The sequence below is a fragment of the Immundisolibacter sp. genome, assembly GCF_041625615.1.
In the GTDB taxonomy this organism is placed as follows: domain Bacteria; phylum Pseudomonadota; class Gammaproteobacteria; order Immundisolibacterales; family Immundisolibacteraceae; genus Immundisolibacter.
Window position 1 is genome coordinate 1 of sequence record NZ_JBFJTF010000074.1, and the last position, 11,176, is coordinate 11,176.

Here is an 11,176-nt window from a genome sequence, read left to right on the forward strand (position 1 = left end):
GTGCACGTGGCCGATGGTCCAGTCGGTGTAGTGGCTCAGCGCATTGACGGTCTTGATCGACATCATCGGGCCCTCGAACGTCGACATGCCGTAGAAGCTCAAAGCCACGATCATGAACTTGAGGATCGGGTCGGTGCGCAGCTTGTACCAGGCACCGCTCAACGTCATGATGCCGTTGATCATCCCGCCCCAGGAGGGCGCGAGCAGGATCAGCGAGAACACCATGCCGAGCGACTGCGCCCACTCCGGCAGCGCGGAATAGTGCAGGTGGTGCGGGCCGGCCCACATGTAGGTGGAGATCAGGGCCCAGAAGTGCACCACCGACAGCCGGTACGAGTACACCGGCCGCTGGGCCTGCTTGGGCACGAAGTAATACATCATCCCCAGGAAGCCGGCGGTCAGGAAAAAGCCCACCGCGTTGTGCCCGTACCACCACTGCACCATGGCGTCGACGGCGCCGCTGTACACCGGGTAGGACTTGAACAGGCCGGCCGGGATTTCCAGGCTGTTGACCACGTGCAGCACGGTGACGGTCAGGATGAAGGCGCCGTAGAACCAGTTGGCCACGTAGATATGGCGGATGCGCCGGCGTGCCAGGGTGCCGAAGAACACCGCCGCGTAGCTGAGCCAGACGAGCGCGATCAGGATGTCGATCGGCCACTCCAGCTCGGCGTATTCCTTGCTGGTGGTGATGCCCAGCGGCAGCGTCACGGCGGCGGCCACGATCACTGCCTGCCAGCCCCAGAAAGTGAAGCTGGCAAGGCGATCGAAGGCCAGTCGCACGCCGCAGGTCCGCTGCACGACGTGATAGCTGGTGGCGAACAGCGCGCAGCCGCCGAAGGCGAAGATCACCGCGTTGGTGTGCAGCGGTCGCAGGCGGCCGTAGCTGAGGTACGGCAGGCCCATGTTGAGGTCGGGCCAGATCAGCTCGGCGGCGATGATCACGCCCACCAGCATGCCGACGATGCCCCATACCAGGGTCATCACCGCGAATTGCCGCACGACCGTGTCGTTGTACTCGATCGCGCCTGCCCCTGCCTGCATGAACCCACCTGCACTAGTTGCCAACCCACGGGTGCGCAAAGTGTGGTGCGCTGCAGAAAACGCGTGTTGATCTAGGTCACGCCATCGCAGCGTAAGCGTTCGTTGGGGTCAGCCGCGGCGGGGCGCTGGTGTGGGCCGGGAGCGGGGGCAGGTCGTCACGCGGCAGCGGTTTGTCAGTGCGGGGCGTGGCCGCAGCCGCCCGCCCGTTGGGGGGCAGTCGCCGCAGCGCTTTCGATAGGGATGCACAGGCTGTGCATCCCTCAGGGTCGCCAGTCCGGTACACGCCGGGACTGGCCCGCGCGAATCAGGCCCCTGCGTGCGTGATTCGCGTGCGGCCAGCCCTGGCCGGCCGAGGGTCCGAATGGGTCACAGGCCCGCTGACGGCACTCAGGGCTGGCTCGGGCCGCGGGCGGCCCAGGTGCTCAGCGACCGCAGCAGGTCGTAGTCGTCTTCGGCGTCGGTGAACACGGCGTACAGGCGCGCTTGCGGATCGAGCACGTACAGGGTTTCCGAATGCGTCACCGTGTAGGCCGGCGCGCCGTGGCCGGCATGGGCGTCGTGGCCTGCGTGGCCGGCATGCTCGCCATGCTCCTGGGCGGTATAGGCATAGCTCACGCCCAGCTCGCGCAGCAGCGGCGCCAGATCCCCCAGCGGCGCCGTGGCGCCGACGAAATCCTGTCCGAAGGCGGATACGTATTCGGCCAGCCGCGCCGGTGTGTCGCGCATCGGATCCACCGACACCAGCATGAAACGCACCCGCTCGCGCACTGCCTCCGGCAGGCGCCGCTGCACACCGGCAAGCCGGGCCAGGGTGGTCGGACACACGTCCGGGCAGTGCGTGAAGCCGAAGAACAGTACCGTCCAGCGGCCGGCCAGCGCGTCGGCGGTCAGCGCCGCGCCGTGCTGGTCGATGAGCTTGAGGTGAGCCACCGGCCGCGGTGGTTCGAGCACCGTGCCGGCGCGGGCCGTCGGCGCGACGATCAGCAGTGTCAGGAGGGCGGTCAGCAGCGGGCGATATACTGCACGCGCCCAGCTCTTGGGCCGGCACCGTGTCATGAACGTTCAACCTCTCACGCAGCACCGCCCGGGCGACGGGGCGGCGGCGCAGTTTAGCAGCGCGCCGCCGCTGTCTTTGTACGTGCACCTGCCCTGGTGCGTGCGCAAATGCCCGTATTGCGACTTCAATTCCCATGTGGCCGGGGCGGCGCTGCCGCAGGCGGCGTACATCGACGCCCTGCTGCGCGATCTGGAGGCGGATCTGCCGCTGGTGTGGGGGCGGCCGGTGATCAGCGTGTTCCTGGGCGGCGGCACGCCGAGCCTGTTCGAGCCGGACGCCATCGACCGGCTGCTGTCGGAACTGCGCGCCCACCTGCCGGTGCTGGCCGGGGCCGAGATCACGCTGGAGGCCAACCCCGGCACGCTGGACACCGGGCGCCTGGCGGGGTTTCGCGAGGCCGGCGTCAATCGCCTGTCGCTGGGCGTCCAGAGTTTCGACGATGCCTGCCTGAAGGCGCTCGGCCGGATTCACGACGCGGCGGCGGCGCGGCGGGCGGTGCAGGTGGCGCGTGCCTGCGGTTTCGAACGCCTGAACCTCGATCTCATGTTCGGTCTGCCGGGGCAGGATGTTGACCAGGCGCTGCGCGACCTGGACACCGCCCTGGCGGCCGAGCCCGGCCACCTGTCCTGGTATCAGCTGACGCTCGAGCCGAACACGGTGTTCTACAGCCATCCGCCGCCGCTGCCGGCGCCGGAGCGGATGGAAGCCATCTACGAGGCGGGTCTGGCGCGTCTGGCGGCGGCCGGCTACAGCCGTTATGAAGTGTCGGCCTACGCCCGGCCCGGCCACGGCTGCCAGCACAACGTCAACTACTGGCAGTTCGGCGACTACCTGGGCATCGGCGCCGGTGCCCACGGCAAGCTGACGCTGCCGGACGGCATCGTGCGCCTGGCCAAGTACCGGCAGCCGGCGACCTACATGGCCCGGGCCAGTGCCGGTCAGGCGGTGGCCGAGCGGCGCCGGCTGGATCACGACGAGCGGGTGTTCGAGTTCCTGCTGAACGCGCTGCGCCTGGTCGATGGCTTCACCTGGCGGCAGTTCGGCGAGCGCACCGGCGCGTCGCTGGGTGCCGTGCGGCCGCGCCTGCAGGAGGCGGCCCGCCAGGGGCTGGTGACGGTCGACACCCACGGCGCGCGCGCCACGTCCCGCGGCTTCGATCTGCTCGACAGCGTGCTCGAGTGTTTCCTGCCGACGTCGGTGGACGCGTGAGCGCCACCGACCTGCTGGGTGCCGACGGGCCGCTGGTGGAGGCGCTGCCGGGTTTCGCGCCGCGCGACACCCAGCTGGCCATGGCGCAGGCGGTCGAGACGGCCATCGACGCGCGCACCACGCTGCTGGTGGAGGCGGGCACCGGTACCGGCAAGACCTTCGCCTATCTGGTGCCGGCGCTGATGAGCGGGCGCAAGGTGCTGCTCGCCACCGGCACGCGGGCGTTGCAGGACCAGCTGTTTCATCGCGACCTGCCCACCGTGCAGCGCGCCCTGGGCCTGTCGGTGGACACCGCGCTGCTGAAGGGACGCGCCAACTACCTGTGCCACCACCGCCTGGAGCGGGTGTCGGCCGGCGATTTCGGTGCCGATCTTTCCCTGCATCCGGCGCTGGCGGCGGTGCGCCATTTCGCCGGCAGTTCGGTCGACGGTGACCTCGACGCGCTGGAGGAACTGTCGCCGCAGTCGAGCCTGCGCCCGTTCGTCACCTCCACCGCCGACAACTGCCTGGGCCAGGAATGCCCGCAGATCGGCGAGTGCTTCCTGCTCAAGGCCCGCCGCACGGCGCAGCAGGCGGACCTGGTGGTGGTCAACCATCATCTGTTCTTTGCCGACCTGGCCCTGAAGGAAACCGGCTTCGGCGAGGTGCTGCCGGACGCCGATGTGTTCGTCTTCGACGAGGCACACCTGCTGCCGGACGTGGCGACGCTGTTTTTCGGCATCAGCCTGGGCAGCCTGCAGCTGACGGACCTGGCGCGCGACCTGCTGGCGCAGGCGGCGGAACTGGGCGATCTGCCGCAGCTGCCGCCGCTGGCGCAGGCGCTCGGCGCGGCGGCGGGCGGTCTGCTGGCCTCGCTCGGTGAACCGGTGCGCCGGCAGCCGTGGCCGGCGCGCCTGCCGGCGCAGTTCGTGGCCGCCCTGCAGGCGGTGCGCGGTGCGCTGACGGACCTGGCGGCGGCGCTGGAGCCGCTGGAGGGGCGCAGCGAGGAACTGGACAACTGCACGGCCCGTATCGCCCTGCTCAGCACCCGGCTGGCGCCGTTCCTGGGCGAGGGGCAGGCCGACCAGGTGCGCTGGGTGGACGTGCGCGCGCGTTCGTGCACCCTGCATGCCAGCCCGGTGGACGTGGCGCCGCTGTTCAATACGCACTTCCCGCGCGCCCAGCGCGCCTGCGTGTTCACCTCCGGCACGCTGGCGGTGGCCGGCCGCTTCGAGCATTTCGTGCAGCGGCTGGGGCTGGACGACGCCCACACGCTGGCCCTGCCGGGCGGGTTCGACTACCGCGAGCGGGCGTTGCTGTACCTGCCGCCCGCCCTGCCGGAGCCGGCCGATCCCGGCTACACCGACGCCCTGGTGGCGGCCGCGCTGCCGGTGCTGGCGGCCAGTCGCGGGCGGGCCTTCATGCTGTTCACCAGCCACAGCGCGCTGCGCCGGGCGGCAACGCGCCTGCGGGCGGTGGACGGCTTCACGCTGCTGGTGCAGGGCGAACGGCCGAATCGCGAACTGCTGGCGCAGTTTCGCCGCGCCGTGGCGCCGGTACTGCTCGGCACCGGCAGCTTCTGGCAGGGCGTGGACGTGCGCGGCGAGGCGCTGTCGTGCGTCATCGTCGACAAGCTGCCGTTCGCCTCGCCGGGCGAGCCGGTGGTCGCCGGGCGCATCGCCCACCTGCGCGCCCACGGCGGCGACCCGTTCAACGACTACCAGCTGCCGCAGGCGGTGATCACCCTCAAACAGGGGCTCGGCCGGCTGATCCGCGACGCCGGCGACCGCGGCGTGCTGATGGTCGGCGACCGTCGCCTGCTCGGCCGAAGCTATGGCCGGGTGTTTCTGCAAAGCCTGCCGCCGATGCCGATCACCCGTGAATTGGGCGATGTGCAGCAGTTCTTCGCGCAGGCCCCGGCATGAACCTGCTGGCGCTCGAAACCGCCACCGACTGCTGCTCGGTGGCCCTGCTGACCGAGGCCGGCGTGCTGGAGGATCACCGCCTGGCGCCGCGTCAGCATGCGGCGCTGATCCTGCCGATGATCGAGGGCCTGCTGGCCCGGGCCGGTCTTGCCCGCACGGCGCTGGACGTCATCGCCTTCGGGCGCGGGCCGGGCGCCTTCACCGGCCTGCGTATCGCCGCCGGCGTGGCGCAGGGGCTGGCGCTGGGCCTGGACCGGCCGGTGGTGGCGGTGTCGACGCTGGCGGCGATGGCGCAGGCCAGCGGGCATGAACGCGTGCTGGCGGCCTTCGATGCGCGCCTGGGCGAGGTCTATTTCGGCGGCTACATGCGCGGTGACGACGGCCTGGTGACGGCCGTGGTGGCCGACGGTCTGGCGTCGCCCGGCGCGGTGGCACTGCCGCCGGCAGGCTGGCGCGGCCGGGGTGTCGGCCCCGGCTGGGCGGCGCACGGCGAGGCGCTGCACGCGCGCCTCGGCGCGCACGTCGAGGCGGTGGAGCCGGATGTGTGGCCACGCGCCGGCGCGCTGGCGCAACTGGCGGCGGCGGCCCATGCCCGTGGTGAGGCGGGGTCGGCCGACCAGGCGCTGCCGGTGTATCTGCGCGACCGGGTCACGCACGGCGGCTGAGTCTCGCGGCCGCCTCAGGCGGCCACGGCCACGCCACGGGTGATGTGCGCGAACGGCCGCGGACCGGCGATGTAGCCGCTGTCGATGGCGGTCGGCGCGAAGCCGCCGTCGCGCAGCATGGCGCGCACGTCGCGGTTCAGATGGCAGCCACCGGCCAGCGGTTTCCACCACGGCGTCAGGCGATCCTGCCAGCGCTGCACCGACGGCTCGGGTGCGCGTCCGTGTTCGCAGAACAGCAACCGGCCGCCGGGCGCCAGCACCCGGCGCATCTCGTGCAGGGCAGCCACCGGGTCCGGAAGGGTGCACAGGGTGAAGGTGCACACGACGGTGTCGTAGTGCGCGTCGGGAGCGGGTATCTGCTGCGCCGACAGCGGGATCAGCTGCACCGTCAGTCCGGCTGCCCGGGCGCGGCGGGCGGCGGTGCGCTGCATCTGCGCGGCCGGGTCCAGGCCGTGCAGCATGGTGATGCGCGTGCCGTCGTAGAACGGCAGGTTGCGCCCGGTGCCGATGCCGATTTCCAGCACGGCGCCCCGGGCCAGTGGCAGCAGCCGGGCGCGGTGGGCCTGGATCGCCGGCAGGCCGCAGCAGGCATCGATCAGCCGCGGCATCAGGTAACGGTCGTAAAGGTTCAAGGCCATCCTCCCCGGTCGCCCGGCCGGAGCACCGTCACCGGCTATGCATGAACGGGCTGACATAGTATTGGATGTCGGTCCCCGCGCATCGGGTCGACGCACAGCCTGTACAGGAGAACAGCATGGCCAACGAGGGTTATCACGAGCCGATTGAAGAACTGTCCGACGCCACACGCGACATGCACCGCGCCATCACCTCGCTGATGGAGGAGCTGGAGGCGGTCGACTGGTACAACCAGCGTGTGGACGCCTGCAGGGACGAGGAACTGAAGGCGATCCTCGCCCACAACCGGGACGAGGAAAAGGAGCACGCGGCAATGGTGCTGGAGTGGATCCGCCGCCAGGACCCGACCTTCGACGGCGAGCTCAAGGACTATCTGTTCACGAACAAGCCGATCGCCCACAAGTAGGGGGCGATCGGCCGTCGCCGGTCAGGCGCCGGCCATGTCCTCGATGATCTGCCAGGCGGCCTGCGGCACCGGCATCACCGACAGCCGGTTGCCGCGGCGCACCAGCGGCAGCTCGGCCAGGGCCGGGTTGTCGCGCAGCTCGGCCAGCGACACCAGGCGCGGCAGCTTGCGCACCAGGCGCACGTCGACCATGAACCAGCGTGGCGTGTCGGGCGTGGAGGCTGGGTCGTGGTACTTGCTTTCCGGATCCCAGGCGGTGTGGTCCGGGTAGGCCTCGCGCACCACCTCGACGATGCCGACGATGCCCGGCGGATTGCAGTTGGAGTGGTAGAAGAAGGCCAGGTCGCCGACCTGCATCTGGCGCATGAAATTGCGCGCCTGGTAGTTGCGCACGCCGTCCCAGTGTTCGGTGGCGTCGGGCCTGGCGGCCAGGTGGTCGATACCGAACACGTCCGGTTCGGACTTGAACAGCCAGTAATTCATGGGGATTCCGGGGCAGAGCGTTTGCGGCCGATGCGGCTTTCCGTGCCGGCGCGAAGGCGCGCGATGTTGTCGCGGTGGCGCCAGGCGAGGATGGCGGCGATCAATGCCGTGGCCAGGACCAGCGCCGCCTGGCGTGTCCACAGCAGCGTGTAGGCCGGCGTGAGACCGATCGCCACCAGCGCCGCCAGCGAGGAATACCGCGTGATCGCCGCGGTGGCCAGCCAGGTCAGGCAGGCGGCCAGTCCCACCGGCGGGCTCATGGCCAGCACCACGCCGAGCGTGGTGGCCACACCCTTGCCGCCGGAGAAGCCAAAATAGAGTGGGTACAGGTGGCCCATGAAGGCCGCGAACATGACCGCTGCCAGGCCCCACGACGGCAGCCCGAGCGCGTGCGCCGCCAGCACCGGCAGCACACCCTTGAGCAGATCGCCGGCCAGGGTCAGGAAGGCCGGCCACTTGCCGCCGATGCGCAGCACGTTGGTGGCGCCCGGGTTGCGCGAGCCTTCGCGGCGCGGGTCGGGCAGGCCCAGCAGACGGCACACCACGATGGCGGCGGACAGCGAGCCCAGCAGATAGGCGACGACAGTGAGAGCGACAGACAACAACATCCGGCAAGACCGCGTTTCAGGATTTGAGGCGGTGCCGATGGTACCGGTGTCCGCCGGTGCGTGACGCGCCGGTGCCCGAGGCGGATGCGCTGGCGCTGTCGGCGCGGCTGGTGACACGCATCCGCCAGGCGGTGGCCGCCGCCGGCGGACGGCTCGGTTTCGATGCCTACATGCAGCTGGCGCTGTACGCGCCGGGACTGGGCTACTACGTCAATGGGCTTCGCAAGTTCGGCGCCGAGGGCGACTTTGTCACCGCGCCGGAGCGCTCGCCGCTGTTTGCCCGTGCCCTGGCGCGGCAGGTGGCGCAGGTGTTGCAGGCGGTGCCCGGCGGCGAGGTGCTGGAATTCGGCCCCGGCAGTGGTGCGCTGGCGGCCGATCTGCTGGCCGAGCTCGAGCGGCTCGGCTGCGTGCCGTCGCGCTATCTCATGCTGGAGCTCAGCGCGGAGCTCCAGCAGCGTCAGCACGAAGCCATCGCCCGGCGCGTGCCGCAGCTCGCCGGACGGGTGCAGTGGCTTACGCAGTTGCCGGAACGGGTCTGCGGCGTGGTGATCGCCAACGAGGTGCTCGACGCCATGCCGGTGCGGCGTTTTCGGGCCACCGCCGGGGGGGCGGCGGAGCTGTGCGTGGCGCTGGAGGACGACGCGCTGTGCCTGCAGGCACAGCCGGTTCGGGACGTGCAGGTGGCGCAGCGCCTGGCGGGGCTCGGCCTGCCGCCGGGTTACGAGACCGAGCTGAACCTGACCGCCGAGGCGTGGCTGCGGACGCTCGCCGAACGGCTGGTGCGCGGCGCCGCGCTGCTGATCGACTATGGCTACCCGAGCGCCGAGTACTACCACCCTCAGCGCAGCGCCGGCACGCTGCGCTGTTACTACCGCCAGCAGGCGCACGACGACGCGCTGCGCTGGCCCGGGCTGCAGGACATTACCGCTCACGTCGATTTCTCGGCCATGGCGCAGGCGGCCTGCGAGGCCGGCCTGACCGTGGCCGGTTTCGCCAACCAGGCGCAGTTCCTGATCAACTGTGGGTTGGCCGACTTGCTGGAGGCCGTTGACCCGACCAGTGAGGACTATCTGGATCTTGCTGTGCAGGCGCGCCAGTTGCTGTTGCCGCAGACCATGGGCGAGGCATTCAAGGTGCTGGCCCTGACCCGCGATCTGGGCGACGTGGCGTTGCGCGGGTTCCGGGAGGGTGACCGGCGTCATGCGTTGTAGGCGGGCCGGGCTTGACGCCGGTCAGGTTGTTCGGCAGTGAAATGGTCGATTCCCCCTATCGACCGTTAGAATGGGTGGGATGGAGCAGAACGGCGTGCGCTATCCGCCAGCAATGTGCAGACGCCAGACGCGGATGACACCCGATTTCGTCAGCTCGGAGCCAGTAGGGGCTTCGCAGTGCCGGCACAACGGCCGGCGATAACGCAGCAGGAGCAAAGGGCATGCGTATCGAACGTCTCACCCCGGCCAGTTACCGGGACCTGATCCAGCCCGATCGGGTACACGGTTCGCTGTACACCGAACCGTACGTGTTCGAGGACGAACTGGACAAGATTTTTCACCGCGGTTGGGTGTTCGTGGCCCACGAAAGCGAGTTGCCGAATGTGGGTGACTATGTCACCCGCACGGTCGGGCGCCAGCACTACCTGCTGGTCCGTGGCCAGGATGGCGCGGTCAACGTGTTCTTCAACCGGTGTCAGCACCGTGGCAACTTGTTGTGCAACAAGCCGACCGGTACCGCCAAGAACTTCGCCTGTCCCTATCACGGCTGGACCTTCGGCCTGAATGGCGAACTGCAGGATGTGCCGCACGCGGGTGGTTTCGAGAAGGACTGGACCAAGCTCGGGCTGGAAGTGCCGCGCAGTGGCAACTATCGCGGCTTCATCTTCGCCAGTGCCGCCACCGACGGCATCTCCCTGGACGAGCACCTGGGGCGCGCCAAGGAGCTGATCGACAGGGCCTGTGACCTGTCGCCGACCGGCCAGTTGCGCCTGACGGCCGGCTGGGTGCGTCACGAGTACGCCGCCAACTGGAAGATGCTGCCCGAGAACGACACCGACGGTTACCACGTCGGCTTCACGCACCAGTCTTTCATGCGCGCCATCCGCTCGCAGTACGACAGCTTCGTGTCGGACGAGAAGCAGATCAAGGGCGTGATCCGCGACTGGGGCAACGGCCACACCGAAATCGACTTTGCCGGTGGTTACACCAAGCCGCTGGAGTGGCTTGGCTCCACCCCCGAGAAGGTGCCCGAGTACGTCGCCGCACTGGAAGAGGCTTACGGCAAGGAGCGCGCCGAGGAGCTGATGCACCTGGGGCCACCGCATGCCTGCATCTGGCCGAACCTGTTCCTGGCCGAGATGAACATTGTCATCTTCCAGCCGCTGGCGGTGGACAAGAGCGTGCAGTGGCACACGCCCATGCTGCTCGAAGGCGCCGAGGGTCTCGATTTCCGTCTGCTGCGGCAAAGCGAGGGCGCGCTCGGGCCGGCCTCGTTCCTGGTGGCGGACGACGCCTCCATTGCCGAGCGCACGCAGCGGGCCCTGGAGTCGGGTGATCCGTGGTGCGACCTGAGTCGTGGCCTGAATCGCGAGGAGATCGACGCGCGCGGCGTGCGCAGTTCCCACATGACCGACGAGACCTCGAATCGCGGTTTCTGGCAGCACTACCTGCACGTCATGGGTGGTTAACGGTAATGAACACGACTGCACTGGAACGACCGGCTCTGAGCGACGCAGAGCTGCGCGAGGTCACGGATTTCGTCTATCTCGAGGCACGCCTGGCCGACGAAGGCCGCTACGCCGACTGGGAAGCCCTGTGGACGGACGACGGCGTGTACTGGGTGCCGCGCGCCGATGGGCATGATCCGAACACGCATGTCTCGCACATCTACGACAACCGCACGCGTATCGCCACCCGCGTACGCCAGTTGGCCACCGGCTACCGTTTCAGCCAGGAGCCGGCCTCGCCGATGCGCCGCCTGCTGTCCAACGTCGAGGTGACGCGCCTGGACGACGGCTACGAGGTGGGTTCGAACTTCATGCTCATGGAAACGGTGGTCCAGTCCACGCATGAGCTGCGCCTGTGGGCCGGCCGCAGCACGCACCGGCTGCGCCGGGTCGACGGGCAACTGCGCATGGCCTACAAGAAAGTGGTGCTGGTGAACGGCGACGA

At 69.5% G+C, this 11,176-nt stretch carries 12 protein-coding genes; 7 read left to right on the forward strand and 5 right to left on the reverse strand.

Features of this window, described 5'->3' with window-relative positions; all coding sequences use genetic code 11:
- A partial coding sequence (locus tag ABYX71_RS07280) for a cbb3-type cytochrome c oxidase subunit I (RefSeq protein WP_372695848.1) occupies positions 1-1,044 on the reverse strand: 1,044 nt, incomplete at its 3' end.
- Positions 1,045-1,431: 387 nt separating this feature from the next.
- On the reverse strand, positions 1,432-2,100 hold the full coding sequence (locus tag ABYX71_RS07285) for an SCO family protein (RefSeq protein ID WP_372695849.1): 669 nt from the start codon (positions 2,098-2,100) through the stop codon (positions 1,432-1,434).
- Here ABYX71_RS07285 and hemW point away from each other — a divergent pair.
- Genes hemW through tsaB form a run of 3 tightly spaced genes read left to right on the forward strand, consistent with a single transcriptional unit; the run spans position 2,099 to position 5,879 of the window.
- Positions 2,099-3,310 (forward strand): radical SAM family heme chaperone HemW, encoded by a 1,212-nt coding sequence (hemW, locus tag ABYX71_RS07290; RefSeq protein WP_372695850.1) that lies wholly within the window; start codon positions 2,099-2,101, stop codon positions 3,308-3,310. The two genes, ABYX71_RS07285 and hemW, sit on opposite strands and share 2 nt — an antisense overlap.
- On the forward strand, positions 3,307-5,214 hold the full coding sequence (locus tag ABYX71_RS07295; RefSeq protein WP_372695851.1) for an ATP-dependent DNA helicase: 1,908 nt from the start codon (positions 3,307-3,309) through the stop codon (positions 5,212-5,214). The genes hemW and ABYX71_RS07295 overlap by 4 nt, the downstream gene beginning before the upstream one ends.
- Positions 5,211-5,879, forward strand: coding sequence for a tRNA (adenosine(37)-N6)-threonylcarbamoyltransferase complex dimerization subunit type 1 TsaB (tsaB, locus tag ABYX71_RS07300; RefSeq protein ID WP_372695852.1), 669 nt, complete (start codon positions 5,211-5,213; stop codon positions 5,877-5,879). The genes ABYX71_RS07295 and tsaB overlap by 4 nt, the downstream gene beginning before the upstream one ends.
- Before the next feature lie 14 nt (positions 5,880-5,893).
- On the opposite strand, the gene ABYX71_RS07305 is transcribed toward tsaB, so the two are convergent.
- Positions 5,894-6,511, reverse strand: a complete 618-nt coding sequence (locus tag ABYX71_RS07305; protein WP_372695853.1) for a class I SAM-dependent methyltransferase — start codon at positions 6,509-6,511, stop codon at positions 5,894-5,896.
- A gap of 122 nt (positions 6,512-6,633) precedes the next feature.
- Here ABYX71_RS07305 and ABYX71_RS07310 point away from each other — a divergent pair, with 122 nt between their 5' ends.
- Positions 6,634-6,921: an encapsulin-associated ferritin-like protein gene (locus tag ABYX71_RS07310; protein ID WP_372695854.1), complete on the forward strand. Its 288-nt coding sequence runs from the start codon at positions 6,634-6,636 to the stop codon at positions 6,919-6,921.
- A gap of 21 nt (positions 6,922-6,942) precedes the next feature.
- Here ABYX71_RS07310 and ABYX71_RS07315 read toward each other — a convergent pair whose 3' ends face one another.
- On the reverse strand, positions 6,943-7,404 hold the full coding sequence (locus ABYX71_RS07315) for an EVE domain-containing protein (protein WP_372695855.1): 462 nt from the start codon (positions 7,402-7,404) through the stop codon (positions 6,943-6,945).
- On the reverse strand, positions 7,401-8,012 hold the full coding sequence (plsY, locus tag ABYX71_RS07320; protein WP_372695856.1) for a glycerol-3-phosphate 1-O-acyltransferase PlsY: 612 nt from the start codon (positions 8,010-8,012) through the stop codon (positions 7,401-7,403). Before plsY ends, ABYX71_RS07315 begins: the two co-directional genes overlap by 4 nt.
- 56 nt (positions 8,013-8,068) lie before the next feature.
- On the opposite strand from plsY, the gene ABYX71_RS07325 reads away from it, so the two are divergent.
- The 3 genes from ABYX71_RS07325 to ABYX71_RS07335 all read left to right on the forward strand — a co-directional run.
- Positions 8,069-9,223 carry a class I SAM-dependent methyltransferase gene (locus ABYX71_RS07325; protein ID WP_372695857.1) on the forward strand — a complete coding sequence of 385 codons (1,155 nt, stop codon included), beginning with the start codon at positions 8,069-8,071 and terminating at the stop codon, positions 9,221-9,223.
- Positions 9,224-9,444: 221 nt separating this feature from the next.
- Entirely contained in the window at positions 9,445-10,692 is a 1,248-nt protein-coding gene (locus ABYX71_RS07330) for an aromatic ring-hydroxylating dioxygenase subunit alpha (protein ID WP_372695858.1), read from the forward strand.
- 5 nt (positions 10,693-10,697) lie between these two features.
- Positions 10,698-11,176, forward strand: a 479-nt coding sequence (locus ABYX71_RS07335) for an aromatic-ring-hydroxylating dioxygenase subunit beta (RefSeq protein ID WP_372695859.1), incomplete at its 3' end; no start/stop codon positions are given.

What these genes read in the sequence shown, in the direction of transcription:
- hemW (WP_372695850.1), top strand. Translation starts at nt 2,099, where the DNA reads ATGAACGTTCAACCTCTCACGCAGCACCGCCCGGGCGACGGGGCGGCG.
- ABYX71_RS07285 (WP_372695849.1), bottom strand. Translation starts at nt 2,100, where the DNA reads ATGACACGGTGCCGGCCCAAGAGCTGGGCGCGTGCAGTATATCGCCCG.
- tsaB (WP_372695852.1), top strand. Translation starts at nt 5,211, where the DNA reads ATGAACCTGCTGGCGCTCGAAACCGCCACCGACTGCTGCTCGGTGGCC.
- ABYX71_RS07310 (WP_372695854.1), top strand. Translation starts at nt 6,634, where the DNA reads ATGGCCAACGAGGGTTATCACGAGCCGATTGAAGAACTGTCCGACGCC.
- ABYX71_RS07315 (WP_372695855.1), bottom strand. Translation starts at nt 7,404, where the DNA reads ATGAATTACTGGCTGTTCAAGTCCGAACCGGACGTGTTCGGTATCGAC.
- plsY (WP_372695856.1), bottom strand. Translation starts at nt 8,012, where the DNA reads ATGTTGTTGTCTGTCGCTCTCACTGTCGTCGCCTATCTGCTGGGCTCG.
- ABYX71_RS07330 (WP_372695858.1), top strand. Translation starts at nt 9,445, where the DNA reads ATGCGTATCGAACGTCTCACCCCGGCCAGTTACCGGGACCTGATCCAG.